Raw genomic sequence first — 23,542 nt, 5'->3', positions numbered from 1 at the left:
CCATGGAGGAGGTCAAGCACGAGCTCGTCATTATCCGTCGGCGGAGCGCTTTCGAAGACGAGAAGGCGCACGGTGGCGTTTGGAAGATCGCCTATGCGGACTTCATGACCGCGATGATGGCGTTCTTCCTGGTGATGTGGCTGCTCAATGCGCTCAACCAGGACCAGAAGCAGGTCGTTGCGAGCTACTTCAACCCGATCAAGCTCGCGGAGAACGCACCCGCGCCGAAGGGACTGAAGGATCTCACCAAGAAGGAGCCGACGACGTTCGAGGGGCAGGATGGCAAGCGCCAGCCGTCCGGGCCGAGCGAGGAGCGCCGCGGCGACTCGCCGACGGCCGAGAAGCCGCCCTTCTACGAAGAGAAGGTTCTGTTTCGCGATCCCTACGCAACGCTCGCCGAAATCGCGGCGAGCTCGAACCAGGCCTCGGGCCAGCGGCGCGCCGGTGCGCTGACGTCGGCCGAAGAGGATGGCCTCAAGGGCGGTGATGCCTATCGCGACCCGTTCGATCCCGGCTATTGGAAGCTCGCGCCCGAGGCTTCGAAGGAAGCCGATAGGATCATGGAGGGCGAGCCGAAGCCGAATGCTTCCGCGCGCGACAATTCGGCCGGCACAAATCAGGGCGAGCCGCGTCGCGGCAGCACGGATGATACCGGCGGTAGCGTGGCCCCCGACGCGCAGGCGTCGTCCGCGAGCCAGTCGCCGCTATTGCCGCCGGGACCGGCGCCATCATCGTCCGCGCGCGACGGCAGCGTTCAGTCGAGCACGCAGGCCAACCTTCAGGCCAACGCGGCGCCGCAGGCACGTCCGACCGACGCTCCGAAGGAATCCGAGCCACGTGACGCGGCCCAGACCCAGCAGCCAACCGTCAAGCAGCTTCAGTCCGCGATCGCCGATGCCCTGTCGGATATCAAGGCCGGCGCCGGGCCGGTGGCCGAGGTCCGTCAGGTCGAGGACGGTCTGCTGGTCAGCCTGACCGACGACGCGAGCTTCGGAATGTTCGCGGTCGGCTCGGCCGAGCCGCGGCCCGAGCTCGTTCGCGTCATCGACAAGATCGGCCCGCTGATCGCGAAGCGCCGCGGCTTGATCATCGTCCGTGGTCACACCGACAACCGGCCTTACAAGTCGGACAATTACGACAATTGGCGGCTGTCTACTGCGCGCGCGCAGATGGCTTACTACATGCTGGTTCGCTCCGGCGTCGATGCGCAGCGGATCGAGCATGTCGAAGGCTATGCCGACCGCCGACCAAAGCTTCCGAACGATCCGGCCGCCGCGCAAAACCGACGTATCGAGATCCTGATCCGGGAGAAGCGCCCTTGACCAGGCCGTTGCTCCGCGCCGTGATGCTGATGGTGCTGTCGCTCGTGGCGACACGCGCATCTGCCGAGCCGACCGCGCCGTCCGGGGAGCCGTTTGAGCTCGTCCGCGCGCTGCAGGCGGTGCAGGACGGCATCGCCAATGGCGACACCGCGGCGCATGCCAGCCACATCGCGCTGATCCGGCAGATCGGCGAAAAATTCCTTGCCGCCGACGCGAGCGTGTGGAGCAATCCGCAGAACGGCCAGGCGGTCGTGATCTATCTGCTTAGCGGCGGCGCCCCGCAGATCGTCCGCAAGTTGCCGCGCGACAAGATCAATGTGGATTCGCGGCTGTTCGACGGCGCGCTCGCTTATGTCGAAGGCCGGCAGGACGAGGCGAGGGACCTGCTCAAGGACGTCAAGCCGCGCACGATCTCGTCCGGCATGGGCGGGCAGGTGGCGCTGGTCCAGGGCGCGCTGTTGGCACGTTCCGAGGCATCGCTCGCGATCGAGCGTCTCGACGACGCGCGCCTGCTGCTGCCGGGCACGCTGGTCGAAGAGGCCGCGCTTCGGCGCGAGATCCTGCTGGTCGGGCAGGCGGAGGACTTCGACAAGTTCGAGTTCCTGACGCTGGCCTATATCCGCCACTATCGCAACTCGGTCTATGCGGGCGATTTCTGGCAACGTTTCTCGACGGGCCTGACGCAATCGAGTCTTGCGCTGGATGATCGCCGCTTTGCACGGGTCGCGGCGCTGCTCGAACAGGTCGACCGCGCCAGCCGCCTCAAGCTCTATCTGGTGATCGCGCGCGGCGCGCTGGTTCGCGGGAAACTCACCGTGACCCGGCTCGCAGGCGAGCGGGCGCTGACGCTCAGCGCCGATGCCACGCCGGATCGCGAGCGCGCCCATTTCTACCGCGGCGCATCCCGCGCGCTCACTGACGAGTATGACGGCGGCCTTGCCGAGCTGAAGGCGCTCGACCGGGCGAAATTGGCGGAGCGCGACGTCCTTCTTCTCAATGCAACCCTCCAGCTCGCGCTCGACGTCCGTAAGCCGATTGCAGGCTCGGCTGCCGCGATGTCAGCCGACAAGCCGCCGCCCACGCCGGCGCGGATCGATCTGGCGTCGTCGAACGCAATGCTCGCGCGCGCCCAGACGCAACTCGGCGAACTGGAGCTTCTCACCAAGGATCGCCGTCCATGACCAAGCTAAGTGGAACTTCCGGACAGCTTTTCGCAGGCCTCGCCGAAAGTCTTACGCGCGGGGTGTCCCGCTCCGCGAAGGGCACGGCGACGACGGGTACGAAAATGGCGGACGATTCATCGTTTCACGATCTGCTCCATACCGTCTCGAACATGGCCAAGCGGGCGCTGGACGATCAGGGCAGCGACACCACCGCAAAGGCTGCTGCTTCGGTACGCCCGCGCCTGGCCAAGCTGACCGAGCCCGATACGTCGAAGGACGAGCCGGTGCACGAGCGCACCGAGGAGCCCAAATCGCCGACCAAGAAAGACCCGGTCGATCAAACGGCGAAGGCGGACGTCCCGAGCAGATTGAGCGCTCCGACCGTCGTGGGGCAGGAACTCGCCGCCGCGCAGACCGTGACGATGCAGACGCCGCAGCCGTCGAGCGATAGGAAGGACACCTCGACCCGCGACGAACGGTCCTCTACGGCGAAGCGCGACGTTCAGAGCATCGCCGGCGCAAAGACGTCGACGGCAGATGTCGCGCGATCCGCCGCCGCGTCATCGGCCGTGGCGCCGTCGACTGTCGCGCGTTCCATGGCCGATGCCTCCGGGCCGCGCCCGCAGCCGGCCGCGGCGACCCTGCAGGCAATGCCGGAGGAGAGCGCCGTTCAACCGAAGGCCATGCCCGCCGCCACATCCGGGTTCGAAGCTGTCACGGCGAATGTCGAGCGCGCCGCAAAGTCCGCAGGCCGCGACGCCTTGCCGGAAACCACCAAGGTCACGGTGGTTCAGCAGGAGACGCACCTGCCTCCCGTGCAGCAGTTCAGCGCGACCCAGCAGGTCGCAAACGCTGTGGTGTCGGAGCTGAAGGGCTCGCCTGCGCCAGCCGCATCCGCCGCGGCCGATCTCGTGGGCGCCCAGAACAATGCACCGGATCAGCCGGTCAAGATCCTCACCGTCAATCTCGAGCCGCCTGATCTTGGCAACGTCACCGTGCGCCTTCGTCTCGTCGGCACCGAGGTATCGGTTCAGCTTGCCGCCCAACGCAAGGACACCAGCACGATGCTGGATCAGCAGCGCGACCAGATCCGCGACCTGATGCAGTCGGCGGGCTACGTGGCCGACGTCGCGCCCGTACAGCATGGCTCGCTCGATGGATTCCAGGCCGGATCCGGCCAGTCGCAGCCGCAGCTCGCGGGCCAGCAACAGCAATCATCTCAATCGCAAGGCGCGTTCAGCGGCGCGGGTACGCCGTCCGGTCAATCGGACGGCGGAGCCAGGCAAGCCCGGCAGGATCAGCAGCCCAACCAGGAGGCACGCCATGACCAGGACGTGGCGCCGCATACTCGTCGCGGCCCTGTTTATCTGTAGCGCCGGCGCTGCCGAGGCGGCGGCGACCGATACTGCGCGCCCCTGCGAGCGCGAGATGGCGCGCGCCTCGCAGCAGTACGGGATTCCGCTCGGCATTCTCTATGCCGTCGGCCTCACCGAGACCGGCCGGCGCGGCGCGCTCTATCCCTACGCGCTCGGTGCGGATGGGCAGACCGTGTTCGCCAAGGACATGAATGATGCGATGGCGAATTTCGAAGCGATGCGAGCCAAGGGCATCAAGCTGATCGACCTCGGTTGCATGCAGATCAACCATTACTTCCACGGCGACAAGTTCACGTCGGTGCGAGCGATGTTCGATCCGGCCAGGAACGTCGACTACGCCGCGCGCTTCCTCAAGGAGTTGAAGCAACGCGAGGGAAGCTGGACCATGGCGGTCGCCCGCTACAACGCCGGCCCCAACAATCAACCGGCGCAGAAACGCTACGTCTGCCACATCGTCGCGCATCTCGTCTCCAGCGGCTTCGGCGCGTGGACCGACAAGGCGCGCTCGTTCTGCCAACCCAAAACAACATGAATCAACGACGTGAAATGACGATGCGTCGCATGAAGTTGTGCATGGTCACCGATCATCAGCCCCGCGCAAGCAAGACACCCCATTGTAACGACAATCTACCAAAGGAGCCCAATTCATGAGCCTGTATGGTGTTATGCGCACCGGCGTTTCCGGTATGAACGCGCAGTCCAACAAGCTGTCGACGGTCTCGGACAACATCGCGAACGTCAACACGGTCGGCTACAAGCGGGCTTCGACGGAATTCTCCTCGCTGATCCTGAAGAGCGGCTCCGGCAATTACGATTCCGGCGCGGTCGAGACCACGGTCCGCTACGCCATCACCGATCCCGGCAACCTCCAGTTCACGACCTCGACGACAGACCTTGCGGTCCAGGGCAACGGCTTCTTCGTCGTGAAGGACGCCAACGGCAACAACTTCCTGACCCGTGCGGGGTCGTTCGTGCCTGACAGCTCGGGCAATCTCGTCAACACGGCCGGCTTCCAGTTGATGGGCTACAACATCCAGAATGGTGCTGCGCCCAACGTTGCCGCCAACGGCTTCGGCGGCCTCCAGGTGATCAACGTCAATCAGATGGCATTGCAGGCATCGCCGTCGACGCTGGCGACCGTGGCTGCCAACCTGGATCCGAGTGCGGCGGTTGTCGGCACACCGGCCGCTGCGGCTGGTCCAGGCAACTACACCTCGAAGACGTCGATGGTGACCTACGACAACATCGGCAATGCCGTAACGCTCGACGTCTACGCTGCAAAGACCGCCGCGAATACCTGGGACATCGAGGTCTACAACGGCGCAACTCCGCTGACGGCCGGTCCCTCTGCCGCGACCACGTTCAAGTTCGACGTCAGCTCGACCGGAAAAGGCAAGCTGGACCTGGTGGGCCCGCCGCCGAGCGCGACGTCGCTCACTGTTGCAATCCCGGGCGGTTCGGGCACTTTCAAGATCGACATGTCGGGCATGACCCAGGTCGCATCGAGCTTCGACTTCAAGGCGACCGTCGACGGCAACGCTCCGTCCGCCGTCGAAAAGGTCAACATCGACGCCAAGGGCGTGGTCACTGCGGTGCTCAAGAACGGCACCCAGCTGCCGAGCTTCCAGATCGCGCTCGCCACCGTGCCGAGCCCGGACCATCTGACGCCCGAAGTCGGCAACGTCTATTCGCCGAACCTGGACTCCGGAAACGTGCAGGTCGGCCTGGCCGGCCAGGGCGGCCTCGGGACCATCCAGTCCGGCGCGCTGGAAGATTCCAACGTCGATCTCGCCAACGAATTGACCTCGATGATCGAGGCGCAGCGTGGCTTCACCGCGAACTCGAAGTCGTTCCAGACCGGTGCCGATCTGCTCGACGTCGTCGTCAACCTGAAGCGCTGAATCCTTCAGCACCGATCCCGGGCAAAAGCACGCCATGTCCCTTACCTCAGCCCTCGACTCCGCCCGCAATTCGCTCATGGCGTCGGGCATCCAGTCGTCGACTGTCTCGCGCAACATCGCCGGCGCCAGCTCGACCGGCTATTCGCGCAAGATCACGGTGCTGGACAATCTTCCCGGCGCCGGCGTCTACGTGGCGGCGATCCAGCGCGCCGCCAGTTCAGGTCTGTACAGCAACGTCCTGACCGCGACCTCGGCGGCCGCCACGCAGAGCGCGATCTATGACGGTCTGCAGAAGATCGCGTCGGCCACGGTGGACGATCCGCAGCTCGACCAGTCCCCGACGGCGCAGCTCAATGCGCTGAAGCAGGCGCTTCAGCAATATGCCAACGCTCCGGACAATACCACGCTGGCCCAGGCCGCCGTCACGTCCGCCAAGGATATGGCGACCGCGCTCAACCAGGCGACCCAGACCGTGCAGTCGGTCCGCGAGGGTGCGGACGCCGACATGAACATTTCGGTCCAGAACATCAACCAGCTGCTCTCCCAGTTCCAGACCGTCAATACGGCGATCGTGAAAGGGACGATCGCCGGCGACGACGTGACCGATTATCTCGACCAGCGCGACAGCATCGTCTCGAAGCTGTCCCAGGAGGTCGGCGTCACGATGTCGATCCGCACCAACGGCGACGCCGCGCTCTACACCGACAGCGGCGTGGTGCTGTTCGACAAGACGGCGCGCGCGGTGAGCTTCGCCCCGACCACCGCCTATTCGGCGAGCACCACGGGGAATGCGGTCTTTATCGACGGCGTGCCCGTGACCGGCGCCAATTCGGTGATGCCGATCAAGTCCGGCAAGCTCGCCGGTCTCGCCCAATTGCGCGACAACGACACGGTCACCTATCAGAGCCAGCTCGACGAAATCGCCCGTGGCCTGATCAACAGTTTCAAGGAAAGCGATCAATCGGGCGCATCGCTGCCCGACGTTCCCGGTCTCTTCACCTATCCAGGTGCGCCGACGATGCCCGCGGGCGCCACCGTCTCGGTGGGCCTCGCCGGCACGATCTCGGTTGCAGCATCGGTCGATCCGGCCAAGGGCGGCAACCCGAATCTGCTGCGCGACGGCGCGATCAGCGGCAACGTCGCCTATCAATATAACACCGCCGGCAGCGGCGGCTATTCGACCCGGCTTCAGCAGCTCATCACCAACATGGATGCGGCGCAGCCGTTCGATGCGACCACGCAAGGCAAGCCGAGCGGCAGCCTGATCGACTACGCGTCGTCGTCGACGAGCTGGATCGAAAACCAGCGCAAGACCGCCAATGCCAACTCCCAGTACCAGAGCACGTTGCTCGACCGCAGCACGACGGCGTTGTCGAACGTCAATGGCGTCAACATGGACGACGAGATGTCGTTGATGCTGCAGGTCGAGCGTACCTATTCGGCGTCGTCGAAGATCATCTCGACCGTCGACCAGATGTTGCAAGCCTTGCTAGCCGCCGTGGGGAATTAGTCATGATGAGCGCCAACTACATTTCCACCCTGATGTTGTCCTCGTCATTGAGGTATTCGATCACGAGCAACCAGGCAGCGTTGAGCAAGGCGTCGACAGAGGCGACCACCGGCCGCTTCGCCGATGTCGGCCTCGAGCTTGGTGCCACGACGGGAGGCGACGTCACCTTAAGGGCGGACCTGAGCTTCGCCGATCAGCTCGTCGATACCAACGGACTCGTCTCGGGACGCCTGGACGTGACCCAGGACCGCATCACCCAGCTCAGCTCGACCGCAACGGACTTCCTCAAGGACCTGATCGCGGCCCGCAGCACCGACGGCGGCGGGCGCATCATCCTGCCGCCTGCGTCCTCCAACCTCCAGGATTTGATCGGCGCGCTGAATATCTCCTATAACGGCTCGTATCTGTTCTCGGGCATCAACACGCAGAACCAGCCGATCACGGCCTACACCGCCGGCTCGGCCAGCAAGAACAAGGTCGATAGCGATTTCCTTGCGGCCTTCGGCTTCTCGCAATCCTCGGCCAGCGTGAGCAGCATTACCCCGGCTCAAATGCAGAGCTTCCTCAACACCAGTTTCGATGCCGAGTTCGCAAGCCCGGCCTGGAACACCAACTGGTCATCGGCCACCGACCAGGTCATGCAAAGCCGCATCTCCACGACCGAGATCGCCGACACCTCCGTCAGCGCCAACCAGACCGGCTTCCGCAAGCTTGCCGAGGCCTATACGATGATGGCCGATCTCGGGAATGCGAACCTGAGCCAGTCGACGTTCCAGGTCGTCGTGGACAAGGCCATCGGCCTCGTCGGCAGTGCCATCACCGACCTTGCTGCGCTCGGCGGCAGCGTCGGCACGGTCCAGCAGCGGCTCACCACTGCGACCGACAAGCTCAAGACCCAGAAGGACATTCTGAACAATCAGATCGTCGGCATGGAGCAGGTCGATCCGACGGAGGCGTCGGTGCGCGTCAATGCGCTGCAGACCCAGATCCAGACGGCGCTCGCGCTCACCTCGCGGCTCCAGAAGATCAGCCTCATCAACTATCTCTGAGCCTGCGCGGCGGTCGCGTTCGCTTTTAGTTTCTTGCAATTTTCTGCGCAGAGTTGTCCGGATGACTTTTGAAGCCTACGAAACGGTCGTTGAAGACAGCGGCTTCGAGGCGCGGGGGCGCGAGCGCCAGGCGCTCAGCCTCGGCATCGACCGGCTGGAGCGGCTCCAGAAAGAGGACCACAGCAGGGAGGATCAGGTCCAGAGCCTGCTCTACGTCCGGCGGCTGTGGACCATCTTCATCGAGGATCTCGCGCATCCGGAGAACGGACTGCCCGAACAGCTGCGCGCCGACATCATCTCGATCGGCTTGTGGGTCGTCAAGGAAGCCGATCGCCTTCGCGAGGAACGATCGAACGACGTGATGCAGCTCGTCGAAATCAACCGCATGATCCGAGACGCGCTTTAATGAAGATTTCCTTGCGGGCGGGCGAACGGGTCTACATCAACGGCGCGGTGCTGCGCGTGGACCGCAAGGTCTCGCTCGAGCTCGTCAACGACGTGATGTTCCTGCTCGAAGGGCAGGTCATGCAAGCCTCCGACGCCACCACGGCGATGCGCCAGCTCTATTTCATCGTCCAGCTCATGCTGATGAACCCGACGGATGTCGGCGCCGCCGCCTCGCTCTATGGGCAGCATCACGCGGCCCTGCTCGCGGTGTGCGAGAACCGCGAGATGCTCGACGGGCTCGCCGCGATCGACGAGATGGTCGGCGGGACCCGCTACTTCGAGGCACTCAAGCGAATCCGGACGCTGTTTCCCCTGGAGCAGGCGATCCTCGCCGGCGCCACCACCGAATCCCCATTCGAGGCTGCCTGACAGCGGAGAGGCACATGAACGTCACCAGCGCGACCGATACCACAGGCACCAATTCCACCGGCTCGACCTCGTCCACCACGACGACGTCGAAGAACACCGTCGACTACAACACGTTCCTGCAGCTCCTCATCGCCGAGATGAAGAACCAGGATCCGACCAATCCGATGGATACGTCGCAATATATGAGCCAGTTCGCCCAGCTGTCGTCGGTCGAGCAGGCGATGCAGACAAACACGAAGCTGGATTCGCTGCTGTCCTCGCAGGCGCTGTCGCAGGCGGACGGGCTGATCGGGAAAAACGTCAGCTTCACCGACTCGACCGGAGCGACCTTCACCGGCAAGGTTGCGTCGATCTCCATCAACAGCAATGGCTCCGTCGCGACCCTCGATAACGGCACCAAGGTCGCGGTCGGTCCCGGCCTGACGATCAGCTAGCCATGAACGAGCGGGACGCCCTCGACATCGTCCAGGCGGCGATCTGGACCATCCTCGTTGCCTGCGGACCCGCGGTCGGCGCGGGCATGCTGGTCGGCATCGGTATCGCGCTGGTGCAGGCCCTGACCCAGATCCAGGAGGCGACGCTGACCTTCGTTCCGAAGATCGTCGTCATCCTCGTGGTCGTGGCCGTCTCCGGCTCCTTCATCGGCGCGCATATCTCCACCTTCACCGAGATGGTCTATTCGCGAATCGAGCACGGCTTCTGATCCGCGGAGAGCTCCGGCCACCACCCTCGCGTAAGCTTTGCGGGGCAAATTGCAGGGGACCCTGCTGCCGGTGACCCATGGCCGATACTTTAGCTGCTAGCCTGCCGAACGCGCGACGCTTGGGCGCGGACGCCTTCTTCGCGGGCGGTATCGTGGCCATGCTCACGATCCTGTTCCTGCCGATACCTCCGATCCTGATCGATCTTGGCCTTGCCTTCTCGATCGCGCTGTCGGCCCTGATCCTGATGGTTGCGCTGTGGATCCAGCGGCCGCTCGATTTCTCCGCCTTCCCGACGGTGCTGCTGATCGCGACGATCCTGCGGCTGGCGCTCAACGTTGCGACGACCCGCCTGATCCTGTCCCGAGGTGGGGAGGGCGAACAGGCCGCGGGCCATGTCGTCGCCGGCTTCTCGAAGTTCGTCATGGGCGGCGACTTCGTCATCGGCCTGATCATCTTCGCGATCCTGGTCACGGTGAATTTCGTCGTGATCACCAAGGGCGCGACGCGTATCGCCGAAGTCGGCGCCCGCTTCACCCTGGACGCCATCCCGGGCAAGCAGATGGCGATCGACGCGGACCTGTCGGCGGGCCTGATCGACGATAAGGAAGCTCAGCGCCGGCGCCGCGAGCTCGAAGAGGAAAGCTCCTTCTTCGGCGCGATGGACGGTGCTTCGAAATTCGTCCGCGGCGATGCCATCGCCGGCCTGATCATCACCGCGATCAACATCTTCGGCGGCATCATCATCGGCGTCACCCATCACGGTCTGACGCTGTCGCGCGCCGCCGACGTCTACACCAAGCTCTCCGTCGGCGACGGTCTGGTCACGCAGATGCCGGCACTGATCGTGTCGCTTTCGGCGGGCCTCCTGGTCTCCAAGGGCGGCACCAGGGGTTCGGCGGAGCAGGCGGTGCTGCGGCAGCTCGGCGGCTATCCGCGCGCGGTGTCGGCGGCATCGTTGATGATGTTCGTGCTCGCCTTGATGCCTGGGCTGCCGATGGCGCCATTCGTGCTCCTGGGCGGTGTCATGGCCTTCGTCGGCTACTCGCTGCCGAAGCGGCAGGCGGCCGCGCAGCAGAAGGAGGCGGCGCGCAAGGCGGAAGAGCGTGCGCAGAGCGATGCCAAGGAATCCGTCAAGGAGTCGCTCAAGACCGCCGAGATCGAGCTGTCGCTCGGCAGCCATCTGTCGGTCCATCTGCTCGGCTCGCGCAACGAGCTTGCCCACCGCGTCAGCAAGATCCGCAAGAAGTTCGCCAAGCAGTACGGCTTCGTCATTCCCGAGATCAAGCTGTCGGACAATCTGTCGATCGACCCCAAGGGCTACCAGATCCGCATCCACGATACCCGCGTCGCCCATGGCGAGCTCAGGATCGGCGAGGTGATGGTGCTGGTGGACAAGGACGGCAAGCCCGACGTCCCCGGCGACGAGGTCATCGAGCCCGCGTTCGGCATGAAGGCGCTGTGGGTGACCGAAGCCTTCACCGACGAAGTCAGGCGGCAGGGCTGCAAGCCGGTCGACAATCTGTCGGTGCTGCTCACGCATCTGAGCGAGGTGCTCAGGGCGAACCTTCCCCAGCTTCTGTCCTACAAGGACATGCGCGGACTGCTTGACCGGCTCGAGCCGGAGTACAAGCGCCTGGTCGACGATCTCTGTCCGTCACAGATCTCCTATTCGGGCCTGCTGGCGATCCTGAAGATCCTGCTGGGCGAGCGGGTGTCGATCAGGAATCTTCATCTGATCCTCGAGGCGATCGCCGAGATCGCACCTCATGTCCGGCGGTCCGAGCAGGTGGCCGAGCACGTGCGCATGCGCCTGGCTCAGCAGATCTGCGGCGATCTCTCCGACAATGGCGTGCTCAATGTCCTTCGTCTCGGCAATCGCTGGGATCTCGCCTTCCACCAGAGCCTGAAGCGCGATGGCAAGGGCGAGGTCGTCGAGTTCGACGCCGATCCGCGCCTGATCGAACAGTTCGCGACCGAAGCCAGTGCTGCGATCCGAAAATTCACCGAGGACGGCACCAGCGTGGTGCTGGCGGTGACCCCGGAAGCCCGCCCCTATGTCCGCATGATCCTGGAACGGGTGTTCCCGACATTGCCGATCCTGTCGCATGTCGAGGTCGCTCGCAGCGCCGAGATCCGGGCGCTCGGAGCCATCTCGTGATCAGCGGCCTCGCCGACAACGTGCTCGCTACGTTCATCGTGTTCTGCCGTATCGGGTCCTGCCTGATGCTGGTGCCCGGCTATTCCAGCACGAACATTCCGCCACAGATCCGCCTGTTCGTCGCGCTCGTCACGACGTTCGCGCTGTCGCCGATTCTGATATCGATCCTGAAGCCGCTCGTGGACGATGCACCACCGCTGACGCTCGCGCTGCTGATCGGCACCGAGCTCCTGGTCGGCAGCGTCATCGGTCTCGGCGGGCGCGTGTTCTTCCTCGCGCTCCAGACCATGTCCACCGTGATGGCGAGCGCGATCGGGCTCAGCAACATCCCGGGCGTACCGATCGGCGACAATGATCCGACGCCGGCTTCGGTGCCGCTGATCATGGCCGCGGTGACCACCCTGTTCTTCCTGACCGACCAGCATTGGCAGGTCCTGCGCGGGTTGATGAACTCCTACGACGTCTGGCATCCCGGCGAGAAGCTGACTGGTGAAATGGCGCTGAACCAGCTCACGAGCCGCCTTGCCGACGCGTTCGTGCTGACGCTGCGGATCACCAGCCCTTTCATCGTCTATTCCGTCATCGTCAATTTTTCGGTCGGCCTCATCAACAAGCTGACGCCGTCGATTGCGGTCTATTTCGTCTCGGTGCCGTTCGTCCTGGTTGGCGGTCTCCTGCTGCTCTACCTCATCAGCGACGAGTTGTTGACGCAATTCATGCTCGGCATGTCGTCGTGGCTGGCGGGATGACGGCCATGACCTCGCGCGCGGACAAGCTCGGTCGGATCGTCTCGCTGGTGAAGCTTCAGCTCCGCCTGTCCGAATGGCAGCTCGCGCAATTGCGGCAGCAGGAGCAGACCATGCAGGATGAGCAGGCCTGGCTGGTCGGGACTTTGAACGAGGGAAAACCGCCGGCCGGGTCGTCGAGCGACTCGCTTGCGAGGCGCCTCAACAGGACGACCGTCGGTGCGCGCGCCGTGCAGGAGCGTGCTGCGATGCAGCTCGACAGGGTCCGCTCGGAGAGCAGGCGCGTGAAACAGCTCGAGGAGGTCGCCAAGGTGGCGCTGGCCGAAAAACTGCGCGACGCCGAGAAGCGATCGCTTGCGGAAATGACGGAGACACATGCCGCCGTGCGCGATTTGACGCCACGGCCAGCCAGCCGGAACAAGACATGATCGTGACGCCGACATCCGACCTCGTCCTCGACGTCCTCGACGCCGCCGATCCGGTGACGCAGCGCGCCGCGACGGCGAAGCTCGACGCGCTGAAATCGTCGGGCGCCGATTTCGCCGCGACGATGGACGCCGAGGCCAGCAAGGCGGCCGATCAATCCGCCGCAAAGGTCACGGAAGCGCAGTCGGGGGTGGTGAACGGGCCGCCGGTGCAGGTGATCAAGAAGCCCGGCCCGGACGAGGTCTATCGCAAGTTCGAGGCGTTCATCCTCCAGACCTTCGTCGAGACGATGCTGCCGAAGGAATCGGAGGAGGTGTTCGGCAAGGGCACCGCCGGCGGCGTCTGGAAATCGATGCTGGCCGAGCAGCTCGGCGCCCAGCTTGCGAAGGGCAAAGGGATCGGGATTGCCAAGCAGCTCGCGTCCGCGCACCCGCCTGGTCCGGATGTGACGGGCAAGTCGGGCTGATGGGTCTGGGACATGGATGACGAAAGTTGAAGGGTGAATTTGCTATGCAGGTAGAACAAGGCGCGACGCTTCCGGTGATGGAGCAACCGGTCGTTGAACGGCAGGTCTTGGACTCCCAAGCCTTGGACTCTCAGGTCTTGGATTCCGAGGTGATGACGGAGACCGCGCCGGGCGATGCTCTGTTGCCCGTGCTCCTGCCGAATGCCGGCGGCGACATGGCGTTCGACGAGGCTGAAGCGGCAAGATTGGAGGCGACGCGGGCCGAGGAGGTTAGTGGCCTGCTATCCGCGATTCGCCGGCTCGAGAACATCGTCGAGGCGGAAACCGTCGCGCTCGCGACCGGACAGAAAGTCGATTTCGACGATTTCAGCATGCGCAAGAGCCGGAGCATGCTGGAATTCGTCCGCCTGATGCGGGCGCGGATGCATCTCGGCGGTGAAACCGAGATCACCGAGGAGATCCAGCGGCTGCGCGAGAAGCTCGAGCGAAACCGTTCGCTCCTCGAAATGCATTACGACGCCGTGCGTGAGGTCGCGACCATCATCGTCAGGGCGATCAAGGACGCCGAGTCCGACGGCACCTATACCGGTCGCGTAGCGCGGGACGGAAAATGATCAAACTGGTGCTGGCCGGGCTCTGGGTATGCATCCTCACCGCGGGCACGAGCTATGGCGTGGCTTATTGGAAGGAAAACGGCACCCTGCTGCCCGCGAAAGACGAATATCTCGACGGGCTGCAATACCAGAAGACCCGGGCGCTGAGCATACCCATGGTCGAGGGCGGCGCCGTGCAGGGCTACATCGTCGCGCGCTTCGTCTACACGGTGGAGGCGCGAACCATGCATCAGCTCACCGTTCCGCCCGAGCCGTTCGTCGTCGACGAGGCCTTCCGCAGGATCTACGCTGACGACAAGCTCGATTTCAGGAAGCTCGCCCGCTACGACCTCACCGTCCTCACCGCCGCCATCAAGCAGCGCGTCAACGAGCGGATGCAGGCCGACATCATCCAGGACGTGCTCCTCGAGGACTTCAACTACGTCTCCAAGGAAGAATTCCAGCAGAAACCGTAACGCGCCGGGCCGCGAGGCTGCACCGGCTTAACGACGTTTTCTGCTGCTGAAGACAAACCGGCCTCTGCGGATGTCCCCGCAGAGGCCGGTGGTCGTTTGCAAGCCGTGGCTCAGTTGCCGGCCGGGTACGCCGCCGGGGCGGCATGTGCCCGGTTCAGGAGGATGCCGACCTCGTCGAACTCCTGCATCGGCTCGTCGATGGCCTCATTGGCGGGGATGTTGAGCCGGTATCCGACGTAGCGCCGTGCCACGATCGCGTCGAAACCGAGTCGGTCACGCAGCTTCTTGCGCAACTTGCTGACGTGGCTTTCGATCACGCTCTCATCGAACGTGGATTCGAAGATGCCATAGACCGCGTTGAAGATCTGCGTCTTGGTGACCCATTTGCCGTGATTGCTGACCATATACTCTAGAATGCGCAGCTCGCGGCGGGGCAGCGTGAGGGCGTGGCCCGCGATCTCGGGGTCACGTCCGTTGAAGAAGACCTGGATCCTGGTCTCGCAGGGCCTCGGCAGCTCGCCTACCCGGCGCCGGGCGATCGCGGCCGTTCGGGCGAGGATCTCACGCAGGTGAATCGGCACGTGAACCACGTCGTCCACGCCGGATTCAAACAGCTCCAGCGTGTTCTTGAGCATCTTCTGGCCGCTCATGGCGATGATCGGAGCCGTGGACCGCTTGCGCATCGCCCGTGGCAGGCTTCCGCGGGCATCGCAGTCCCCCAGAAGGAAGGCATCGACCGCTGCCAGGTCCGATTCGTTCGCGGATTGCAGCCAGTCCCAGAATTCTCCGGAGGAGAATCCGATCGACGATACGCCTTCGCGAACGAGCCCTCCTACATAGCTGTTCGTGACGCTCTCGCGATCATCAACGATTATATACATTAGTCTGTCGCCCCTGTTTCGCACTTGCAGCGGCCGGGAGTTGTTGTGATGCCCCGGCTCGACGCCATGCTGTTTGACGATATTTCCCTCCCGCGAACCGTTGTTATGGTTTCGATGTTCGCGGGCAGCCCTACGCATTCAGTGCCTGCGTGAGCAGGCCTGCTACTTCGACTCGATACTGAACGCTTACTGCGTGAGGCCCGGCGGGTGTCTTACGGATCACCCTGCGGAGCGGTGAGATAGCGACCTAGAACAGTTGCGCCACGTTGCCTATTGCGTCCGAACGCTACTGAACTCAGTCGATCTCCTCGCCAACTGGCGAGAATCACTTGAGTAGGACCGTAACAATTGCCGATTTCCGATCAAGCGTGCGGAACAAAGCGTTTGCTACGTGTGCTTGATGCTGTTGGTTTGTTTCTAATTGTTTCTTTATATCTCTGAGCTCATCAGTTGATTTGAAATTCAAACTACTTCTGCACCGCGACGGTTATACAGTTCCATATGCCCATAAAAACACAGCTATTTTGGGTAGTGCTGTGGGGCCACCGCAGGGTGGGGTTTTCAACCCCGGATTGACTCTCCTGGCCGCGCACCCGCCTGCGACAATTCGACTCATGTGTGGCGGCGAGACTCCAGCTTGGCGAAATCTTGGCGAGTGTGTGTCTTTCGAGTCGCACTTTCGCCGCGTGCATGACGCGTTGGACTCATTCGATGTCGCGTTGTTTGTGACGAAGAGATTTTTTGATGCGCACGTTTCAGGCAAGCTTCGCCAACTAGCTTCGTTCAACAGATCGAAAACGAACGGAGCATTTTCAAATGTTGTCCGATGGAAAAACGCGTCCCGCCGAAACCGCGGATGCAGCGGCGAAGCCGGCTCCGGAAGCGCGCGACACGAAGACCAATAATGCGCCGCGTGCGGCCAAGCCCGCGTCAGGCGTGAAGCCCGTATCGGCAGCGAGCGACGAAGTTGCAGCCAAAGCAGCGCTGGAGGGATTGAAGCGCATTCGTGCCAAGGCGCGCCTTGATAAGATGGCGATACCAAAGCCTGCGCCGGTGGTGATCAAGCCGGCGGTGATCGTGGCCAAGCCGCCGCCGCCGCGTCCGACATGGGTCGCACCGCTCGCGACACTGGCGGTTGCCGCCATCCTGGTGGTCTGCGCCTGCACCGGTGTCATTGCCTATCTCACCACGCAGCCGAGCCAGACCAATGCCGCGGCCAACGCGGAGATCAGGAATCTGCGCGATACGGTCGCGCAGCTGCGCAAGCAATTGTCCGGCGTGTCCGAGAATCTCGACGGCCTGCGAACAGCGGTCGATCAGTCGAGCAAGGCGACCAGCGATCGTTTCGGCCGGTTCGCCGAGAATCTGGATCGCATCGAGCGTGTGAGCTCGTCCTCGACCGCGAAGCTCGACAGGCTTGCTCAGGCCCAGGTCCAGCCGCCGACTCCCGTTGCAGCGCAGCCGTCTCCGGCGATGCCGATGATGGCCTCGGTCGCGGCACCCGAGACCACGGGCTCGGTATCTCCGGCCGAACGCAGCTCGGCACCGCGAAAGGCGGTCAAGGGCTGGTCGGTCCGCCAGGCTTATGAAGGCATCGCGATCCTGCAGGGTCCGAGCGGCGTCGTCGAGGCCATGCTCGGCCAGCAGGTCCCGAATCTCGGTCGCATCGAGGAGATCAGGAACGAGAACGGCCGTCTGGTGGTGGAAACCAGCGGCGGCGTCGTCTACTCAGCGCGAAAATGAGCGGCGGACAGTTCTATTGGCGGTGATGCTCGAAGCTGGTGCATAGCAGGTCGATTTCGGCTTCGGCGATCGGCGCGCGAAACAGCCGGCAGGTGAATTCGACCGTCGTCTTGTTCTCGGAAGCAGTGCGATCCTCCCGGAGGAAAATGCATCGCTTGCAGACGTCGGTATGGTGCCGCTGTTCGGCGACATCCGCCTGATCGAGCACGTGTCGCAAGGTGTCGCGAAAGCGGACCTTGCCGTCGTCATCGAGGACCGCGATGGCCTCGACGAGGCCATTGACGGGATCGCGCGCCAGGAACTTCTTGCCCTGCTGCGTCACGCTCAGCATCACCGAGCGCTTGTCCTTGGCGGAGCGCTTCCGCTCCACATAGCCGAGACGCTCGAGCTCGCCGATGATGAATGAGGCGGTGCCGCGCGTGGTGCCGACATAGCTTGCCAGCGCCGAAGGCGTCCTCGAGAACCGATTGGCGCGGGAGAGAAAGCGCAGCGCCATCCACTCGCGATCGCGCATGCCGTGCCTGGTGCCTTCGAACCACAGGATTCGCGCCACCTGTCCCAATAATTCAATTGCTTCGCGAGCCAAATTCATATCGATGCCAGATCGGATAAAGCGTTATTCAATTGTGCGGTTGGGTGCGCAATCGCTGCGGGTCAGAATGAGGCTGTCGAGCTTCGCTCGAAGCGGAAACAATTGCCGCGCTTGGAAGACGCTTCTCCGTTCTGGAGATGGAACATTCGGGAGTGGAACTAGAGCGTCACGAAGAAAGTTCGAGTAAATATGACGGCTCAACTGATCTGAAAATTTCAGTCAAATGGCGCGGGCTCGCGCTCGAATATCGGGTGATGTGCTGTGCCTGGGCAACATGATGTGTCGTTGCGGCACGATCGAGCCGAATGTTGCGGCGAAACGTTTCGAATTGCGCGAAACCGCACACAGCCTGCAACACGTGATGGCGCCGCGGGCGGCGGGAGAACCCCTCTTTTCGGTTAACGGATGTTGCGACGCGATGCGGTCACGCGGTTAAATCGGACACACAATCACCGGGGAATTCGAGAGTGTGCCGCGGGCTACACGCTTGCGGCAGGTCCGGTCCGCGCCGAGGTGATCACGACCGACACCAGCGGCCTCCAGGCCGGCGATGCCAAGATCAAGGTCTGTTCCGAGGAGATGCCGGCCTATTTCGCCCGCCCCGCCGGCAACACCAAAGCGCCGGTGATCATCGTCGCGATGGAGATCTTTGGTCTGCACGAGTACATCAAGGACGTGACGCGGCGCCCGGCTTCCATGCCGATTATCGTGGCAGCTACCGCAAGGATGCGGCGGAAGACGCAGGGGCGCAGGCGCAGGCCTAGTTCAAGAAGTACGGCGTGTTGAGCTGACGCTGAATATCAAAGGGCGGCCAATCGGCCGCCCTTTCTACTTGAGCGCGGGCAGGGCATGTCTGGGACGGGCTAGGAACCTTATCGTCCGTCGCCTTCACGCCACAGCGCGTCGAGGCCGTGCCGATAGGTCGGATAGGCCAGCGCGACGCCGAGCTCGCGCTTCAGTTTTGCGTTGGAGACGCGGGCGCTGCTGGCATAGAAGCTGCGTGCCATCGCCGACATCTCGGCGGTCGCGAAGGCTTCCTCAGCCGGCGGGGCGATGCCCATCAGCTGCGCGGCGTAGACGATCACGTCCTGGGGCGGTGCGGGCTCGTCGTCGCAGAGGTTCCAGGTGCCGCCGCTGTTGTGGTTGATCGCGGCCATGATGGCGCTGGCGATATCGTCGACGTGGATGCGGTTGAAGACCTGGCCGGGCTTGATGATGCGGCGCGCCATACCGTTGCGCAGCGTCACCAGCGCGTTGCGGCCGGGGCCGTAGATGCCGGCAAGCCGCAGCACCGCGACGTCGCCGTGTGCCGTGTCCGTCCAGGCCTGCTCCGCCGCGACCCGCATCCGCGCGCGATCGAGACTGGACTGCGGCGGCGTGTTTTCGTCCACCCATCCGCCGGCGTGATCGCCGTAGACGCCGATGGTGGAGAGATAGACCACCTTGCGGCGGCCCGCCGCCAGCAATTCGCCGAGCGCCGCAAGCGCAGGATCTCCCGTGCCGCCCGGCGGAATCGAGATCAGAAGGACATCGGCATCGCTGATACGGTCGACCGTCGCGTCAGCCGGACGGCCGCCGGAAAAGCCATGCACCTCGATCCCCGCAAGGTCGTCCCGCGTCGCGGGATCGCGAACCGTGCCGGCGACATGCGAGAAGCTGCCGCCGAACCTGCGGACGAAATGCCGGGCGCTGTAGCCGAGGCCAAGGATGAAGAGCCGCATGCGTCTCCCGTGAGTTCCCATTCGCGCGAGGGCGCGCACCTCCGCTCATAAGAGATTATTGGGTCCGGCAAAAGACATTGCGATTTTACTTTGCCCACCGGGGCAGGCGATGGTCACGCCTTTACAGGGAGGGGGCGACCATGCAGGCGGAAGTGGACACCATAGCGCCATCCGGCGCGGCGGAGCTGATCCGGAACGCGGCCGCGCTGATCTTCGACGTCGACGGGACGCTGGCCGAGACCGAGGAGCTGCATCGGCGGGCCTTCAACCACGCCTTTGCCCGTCACGGCCTGGACTGGCATTGGGACCGGGCAGCTTACAAGGACCTGCTGCGCGTGACCGGCGGCAAGGAACGCATCCGCGCCTTCCACACCAGGCAGCAGACCGCGGCGCCCCTGTCAGATGCTGATATCGCCGTGCTCCACCGCATCAAGACCGCCCATTATGCCGAACTGGTCGAGACCGGTCGCTGCCCCTTGCGGCCCGGTGTGACGGACCTGCTCACTGCTGCCAAGGCGCGCGGCCAGCGGCTCGCGATTGCGACCACGACCTCGCACGGCAACATCGATGCGTTGCTGTCGCCGGCGCTGGGGACGCGCTGGGCTGCGGATTTTGATGCGATCGTTGCCGGTGATGATGTGAGGCACAAGAAGCCTGCGCCGGATGTCTATCTCGAGGTCCTGGCGCGGCTGAAATTGGAGCCGTCCGACTGCGTCGCGATCGAGGATTCCGCCAACGGGTTGATCGCTGCCTCGCGGGCCGGGATTCGCGTGCTCATCACGCGCAGCTTGTTTTTCCGAGATGATGATTTCAGTGCGGCCCGGTTCGTACTGGACGATCTGTCGGAACTCGCCGCCGAACAAGAAACCGCAAAACAACCCCATGCACAGTAGAACGCCGCCGCGGTCAGTGCACCCGGTGGCTCGCTCTATCGTCCTCAGCCTGCTCGACAATCTGCGCGATTGGGCTCGACTGGTGATGCACGAGCCGCCAGCCGTCGCCGACGCGCCGAAAATGGTTGGCGGCGGCGAGCGCGGTGCCGTCAACGATCTCGATGCAGAGCACGCGCGCACTGTCGCCGTCGACGATGGCCTGCGGCTCGGCGCAGACGATCTGCGGACGCTCTGGATTTTGTAGGATGTCGCGCCAGCTGCCGATCACGGTGGCGTGGCCGACGATCGCGGGCCAGCCGGGATGAATGCAGGAAATGGCGTCGTCATCCGCCCACATCCGCTTCATTTCGTCAAAATCGCCGGTCGAAAAGGCGGCGTAAAAAGCCGCGTTCGCGGCGATGACTTTGTTGTCCTTTGCCATGCCTCTCGGGTGGGCCAATGGCAGGCAAAAATCAAGCGCGACTTCAGTCCGACTTTGAACGCAGTGCAGCATTGATGCCCACTTTATGATCATGCCGAAACCAGCATCTCCACCGCGCGCCGCGCACCGAAACGGGCTCCAGGTTCTTGTTTGACAGATTTTCCGGTATCCACTTCGCTCGAAAACGCTTTGGGAGAACGCACATGATGCTCGAAGGATGGCGCTGGTACGGGCCTAATGATCCCGTGTCCCTGGATGATGTCAGGCAGGCCGGGGCGAGCGATATCGTCTCGGCGCTGCATCAGGTGCCGATCGGCGAGGCCTGGACGCGCCAGGCGGTCGAGGAGCGCAAGAATTTCATCGAGAGCGGCCAGCCCGGGCGCTCGCAGCTGACCTGGTCGGTGGTGGAATCGATTCCGATCCCCGATGACGTCAAGCGCCTCGGGGCCAAGGCGACGCAATCAATCGAGGCATGGATCGCGAGCCTGGAGGCGGTCGCGGCGAGCGGCATCAAGATCATCTGCTACAATTTCATGCCTGTGGTCGACTGGTGTCGCACCGATCTGGAATGGGAGCTGCCGAACGGCGCCCGCGCCATGCGCTTCGACCAGGACCGCTTCGCGGCGTTCGAGCTGCATATCCTCAAGCGCCCGGCCGCAACGCAGGAATATTCGCCGGAGCAGCGCGTGCGCGCGAAAGCGCTGTTCGACAAGATGAGCCAGGCGGACGTCGACTACCTCATCATGGCCATCGCCAGCGCGCTGCCGGGCTCGACCACGGAGTCGATGACTATTCCGCAATTCCGCGACCGGCTGGAGACCTATCGCGACATCACGCCAAAGATCCTGCGGCAGCATCTCGCTGAATTCCTCGCGCGCGTCGCGCCAGTCGCCGAGCAGTTTGGTGTCTCTTTGACCCTGCATCCTGACGACCCGCCGCGTCCGCTGTTCGGCCTGCCGCGTGTTGCTTCCACCGCGGACGACTATCAGGCGCTATTCGATGCGGTGCCATCGAAGGCCAATGGCATCTGCTTTTGTACGGGTTCACTCGGCGTGCGCGCAGAGAATAATCTGCCTGCGATCGCCGAACGCTTCGGCCCGCGCATCTCCTTTGCCCATCTGCGTGCGACCAAGCGCGAGGCCGACGGCCTGACGTTCTACGAGTCCGATCATCTCGATGGCGACGTCGACATGATCGCAGTGCTGAAGGTGCTGTTGAAGGAGAACGCGCGGCGTTCGCCGGACAAGCGAATCGTATTCCGTCCCGATCATGGTCACCGCATGCTCGACGATCTCGCCGCTACCAAGCGGACCAATCCCGGCTATACTGCAATCGGTCGCCTCCGCGGCCTCGCCGAGCTCCGCGGTGCGGTCCGCGCGATCGAGCATCAATAGGAGATCTGCGGCGGTGTGTGAGCGAAAGTGAGAGATGCGTCTGGCACAGTGTCACAACTTCCACGACTTCCGGCGGCTGGCGCGTCACCGGCTGCCGGGCCCGATCTTCAACTATATCGACGGCGGCGCCGACGATGAGACGACCCTTCGCCGCAACAGCGCCAGCTTCGAGCATTGCGATTTGCTGCCCAACGTGCTGCGCGGCGTGCAGCAGGTCGATCTCTCGGTCACCGTCATGGGCCAGAAGCTCGCGCAGCCATTCTATTGCTCGCCGACCGCCTTGCAGCGGCTGTTTCATCATGACGGCGAGCGCGCCGTCGCCGCGGCGGCCGCGAAATATGGCACCATGTTCGGCGTCTCCTCGCTGGGCACGGTGAGTCTCGAGGAATTGCGCAAGGCCTACGACACACCGCAGGTCTATCAGTTCTATTTCCACAGGGATCGCGGTCTCAACCGCGCCATGATGCAGCGCGCCAAGGAGGCGGGCGTCGAGGTGATGATGCTGACGGTCGACAGCATCACCGGAGGCAATCGCGAGCGCGATTTGCGCACCGGCTTCAGCATCCCCTTCCGCCTGACGCTTGCCGGCATGCTGCAGTTCGCGATCAAGCCGAGATGGGGCATCGAGTATCTCACCCACGAGAAATTCAGGCTGCCGCAACTGGACGAGCATGTCGACATGAGCGGCGGCGCCATGTCGATCGGCCGCTATTTCACGGAGATGCTGGATCCCGCGATGAACTGGGACGATGTCGCGGAGATGGTGCGGACCTGGAACGGGCCGTTCTGCCTGAAAGGGATCATGTCAGTGGAGGACGCGCGCCGCGCGGTCGATATCGGCTGCGCCGGGATCGTCCTGTCCAATCATGGCGGCCGCCAGCTCGACGGCTCCCGCTCAGCCTTCGATCAACTCGCCGAAATCGTCGACGCCGTGGGTGACCGCATCGACGTGATGATGGATGGCGGCATCCAGCGCGGAACCCATATCCTGAAAGCGTTGTCGCTCGGAGCCAAGGCGGTGGGGCTTGGACGATACTATCTGTATCCGCTTGCCGCCGCCGGCCAGCCCGGTGTCGAACGCGCCCTCGGCCAGCTGCGCGCCGAACTCGAGCGCGACATGAAGCTGATGGGGTGCACGTCGATCAGCCAGCTGTCGCGCGCCAATCTGCGCTTCCGGCCCGGGTAGCGCGC

The 23,542-nt window shown here is 63.7% G+C and carries 25 protein-coding genes and 1 pseudogene; 22 read left to right on the top strand and 4 right to left on the bottom strand.

Annotation, left to right across the window (positions count from 1 at the left end; translation table 11 throughout):
* Positions 1-2 precede the first annotated feature (2 nt).
* From ACLFLU_RS33415 to ACLFLU_RS33335, 17 genes are all read left to right on the top strand, one after another.
* On the top strand, positions 3-1,322 hold the full coding sequence (locus ACLFLU_RS33415) for a MotB family protein (RefSeq protein WP_426408963.1): 1,320 nt from the start codon (positions 3-5) through the stop codon (positions 1,320-1,322).
* Positions 1,319-2,503, top strand: a complete 1,185-nt coding sequence (locus tag ACLFLU_RS33410; protein ID WP_426408962.1) for a chemotaxis protein — start codon at positions 1,319-1,321, stop codon at positions 2,501-2,503. Before ACLFLU_RS33415 ends, ACLFLU_RS33410 begins: the two co-directional genes overlap by 4 nt.
* Positions 2,500-3,858 (top strand): flagellar hook-length control protein FliK, encoded by a 1,359-nt coding sequence (locus ACLFLU_RS33405; protein ID WP_426408961.1) that lies wholly within the window; start codon positions 2,500-2,502, stop codon positions 3,856-3,858. The genes ACLFLU_RS33410 and ACLFLU_RS33405 overlap by 4 nt, the downstream gene beginning before the upstream one ends.
* Entirely contained in the window at positions 3,809-4,393 is a 585-nt protein-coding gene (locus ACLFLU_RS33400) for a transglycosylase SLT domain-containing protein (protein WP_426408960.1), read from the top strand. The genes ACLFLU_RS33405 and ACLFLU_RS33400 overlap by 50 nt, the downstream gene beginning before the upstream one ends.
* 115 nt (positions 4,394-4,508) lie before the next feature.
* Entirely contained in the window at positions 4,509-5,762 is a 1,254-nt protein-coding gene (locus ACLFLU_RS33395; protein ID WP_426408959.1) for a flagellar hook protein FlgE, read from the top strand.
* Between the two features lie 34 nt (positions 5,763-5,796).
* Positions 5,797-7,272: a flagellar hook-associated protein FlgK gene (flgK, locus tag ACLFLU_RS33390; RefSeq protein ID WP_426408958.1), complete on the top strand. Its 1,476-nt coding sequence runs from the start codon at positions 5,797-5,799 to the stop codon at positions 7,270-7,272.
* A 2-nt stretch (positions 7,273-7,274) separates the two neighbouring features.
* On the top strand, positions 7,275-8,321 hold the full coding sequence (locus ACLFLU_RS33385; RefSeq protein ID WP_426408957.1) for a flagellar hook-associated family protein: 1,047 nt from the start codon (positions 7,275-7,277) through the stop codon (positions 8,319-8,321).
* Positions 8,322-8,382: 61 nt separating this feature from the next.
* Positions 8,383-8,727 carry a flagellar biosynthesis regulator FlaF gene (flaF, locus tag ACLFLU_RS33380; protein WP_426408956.1) on the top strand — a complete coding sequence of 115 codons (345 nt, stop codon included), beginning with the start codon at positions 8,383-8,385 and terminating at the stop codon, positions 8,725-8,727.
* Positions 8,727-9,137, top strand: coding sequence for a flagellar biosynthesis repressor FlbT (flbT, locus tag ACLFLU_RS33375; RefSeq protein ID WP_426408955.1), 411 nt, complete (start codon positions 8,727-8,729; stop codon positions 9,135-9,137). The genes flaF and flbT overlap by 1 nt, the downstream gene beginning before the upstream one ends.
* Before the next feature lie 14 nt (positions 9,138-9,151).
* A complete protein-coding gene (flgD, locus tag ACLFLU_RS33370) occupies positions 9,152-9,571 on the top strand; it encodes a flagellar hook assembly protein FlgD (protein ID WP_426408954.1) in 420 nt (139 codons plus the stop codon).
* A gap of 2 nt (positions 9,572-9,573) precedes the next feature.
* Positions 9,574-9,840, top strand: a complete 267-nt coding sequence (fliQ, locus tag ACLFLU_RS33365) for a flagellar biosynthesis protein FliQ (RefSeq protein ID WP_148772940.1) — start codon at positions 9,574-9,576, stop codon at positions 9,838-9,840.
* A 77-nt stretch (positions 9,841-9,917) separates the two neighbouring features.
* Positions 9,918-11,999, top strand: a complete 2,082-nt coding sequence (gene flhA / locus ACLFLU_RS33360; RefSeq protein WP_426408953.1) for a flagellar biosynthesis protein FlhA — start codon at positions 9,918-9,920, stop codon at positions 11,997-11,999.
* Entirely contained in the window at positions 11,996-12,748 is a 753-nt protein-coding gene (gene fliR, locus ACLFLU_RS33355) for a flagellar biosynthesis protein FliR (RefSeq protein ID WP_426408952.1), read from the top strand. Before flhA ends, fliR begins: the two co-directional genes overlap by 4 nt.
* Positions 12,749-12,753: 5 nt before the next feature.
* Positions 12,754-13,173, top strand: coding sequence for a hypothetical protein (locus ACLFLU_RS33350; RefSeq protein WP_426408951.1), 420 nt, complete (start codon positions 12,754-12,756; stop codon positions 13,171-13,173).
* Positions 13,170-13,637, top strand: coding sequence for a rod-binding protein (locus ACLFLU_RS33345; RefSeq protein WP_426408950.1), 468 nt, complete (start codon positions 13,170-13,172; stop codon positions 13,635-13,637). Before ACLFLU_RS33350 ends, ACLFLU_RS33345 begins: the two co-directional genes overlap by 4 nt.
* A gap of 44 nt (positions 13,638-13,681) precedes the next feature.
* A complete protein-coding gene (locus ACLFLU_RS33340) occupies positions 13,682-14,251 on the top strand; it encodes a flagellar biosynthesis protein FlgN (RefSeq protein WP_426408949.1) in 570 nt (189 codons plus the stop codon).
* Complete coding sequence (locus tag ACLFLU_RS33335) at positions 14,248-14,706, top strand: hypothetical protein (RefSeq protein ID WP_426408948.1); 459 nt, start codon at positions 14,248-14,250, stop codon at positions 14,704-14,706. The genes ACLFLU_RS33340 and ACLFLU_RS33335 overlap by 4 nt, the downstream gene beginning before the upstream one ends.
* 110 nt (positions 14,707-14,816) lie before the next feature.
* Here ACLFLU_RS33335 and ACLFLU_RS33330 read toward each other — a convergent pair whose 3' ends face one another.
* Positions 14,817-15,587, bottom strand: coding sequence for a response regulator transcription factor (locus tag ACLFLU_RS33330; protein ID WP_426414125.1), 771 nt, complete (start codon positions 15,585-15,587; stop codon positions 14,817-14,819).
* An 816-nt stretch (positions 15,588-16,403) separates the two neighbouring features.
* Here ACLFLU_RS33330 and ACLFLU_RS33325 point away from each other — a divergent pair.
* Entirely contained in the window at positions 16,404-17,330 is a 927-nt protein-coding gene (locus ACLFLU_RS33325) for a hypothetical protein (protein ID WP_426408947.1), read from the top strand.
* 13 nt (positions 17,331-17,343) lie between these two features.
* On the opposite strand, the gene ACLFLU_RS33320 is transcribed toward ACLFLU_RS33325, so the two are convergent.
* Complete coding sequence (locus ACLFLU_RS33320; protein ID WP_426408946.1) at positions 17,344-17,922, bottom strand: MarR family winged helix-turn-helix transcriptional regulator; 579 nt, start codon at positions 17,920-17,922, stop codon at positions 17,344-17,346.
* Between the two features lie 459 nt (positions 17,923-18,381).
* Between ACLFLU_RS33320 and ACLFLU_RS33315 the strand changes: the two are divergent.
* A pseudogene (locus ACLFLU_RS33315) lies at positions 18,382-18,660 on the top strand (dienelactone hydrolase family protein); the annotation flags it as partial.
* A 134-nt stretch (positions 18,661-18,794) separates the two neighbouring features.
* On the opposite strand, the gene ACLFLU_RS33310 reads toward ACLFLU_RS33315, so the two are convergent.
* On the bottom strand, positions 18,795-19,643 hold the full coding sequence (locus ACLFLU_RS33310) for an SDR family oxidoreductase (RefSeq protein WP_426408945.1): 849 nt from the start codon (positions 19,641-19,643) through the stop codon (positions 18,795-18,797).
* A gap of 140 nt (positions 19,644-19,783) precedes the next feature.
* Here ACLFLU_RS33310 and ACLFLU_RS33305 point away from each other — a divergent pair, with 140 nt between their 5' ends.
* Positions 19,784-20,536: an HAD family hydrolase gene (locus ACLFLU_RS33305; protein ID WP_426408944.1), complete on the top strand. Its 753-nt coding sequence runs from the start codon at positions 19,784-19,786 to the stop codon at positions 20,534-20,536.
* A 13-nt stretch (positions 20,537-20,549) separates the two neighbouring features.
* On the opposite strand, the gene ACLFLU_RS33300 is transcribed toward ACLFLU_RS33305, so the two are convergent.
* Positions 20,550-20,957 (bottom strand): nuclear transport factor 2 family protein, encoded by a 408-nt coding sequence (locus tag ACLFLU_RS33300; RefSeq protein WP_426408943.1) that lies wholly within the window; start codon positions 20,955-20,957, stop codon positions 20,550-20,552.
* Positions 20,958-21,160: 203 nt separating this feature from the next.
* Here ACLFLU_RS33300 and uxuA point away from each other — a divergent pair, with 203 nt between their 5' ends.
* Entirely contained in the window at positions 21,161-22,351 is a 1,191-nt protein-coding gene (gene uxuA / locus ACLFLU_RS33295; RefSeq protein WP_426408942.1) for a mannonate dehydratase, read from the top strand.
* A gap of 34 nt (positions 22,352-22,385) precedes the next feature.
* Positions 22,386-23,537: an alpha-hydroxy acid oxidase gene (locus ACLFLU_RS33290; protein WP_426408941.1), complete on the top strand. Its 1,152-nt coding sequence runs from the start codon at positions 22,386-22,388 to the stop codon at positions 23,535-23,537.
* The last annotated feature ends 5 nt before the right edge of the window (positions 23,538-23,542 follow it).

Source organism: Bradyrhizobium ganzhouense (assembly GCF_049949285.1).
GTDB lineage: Bacteria > Pseudomonadota > Alphaproteobacteria > Rhizobiales > Xanthobacteraceae > Bradyrhizobium > Bradyrhizobium ganzhouense.
This window is presented reverse-complemented; position numbering and strand designations above follow the sequence as displayed.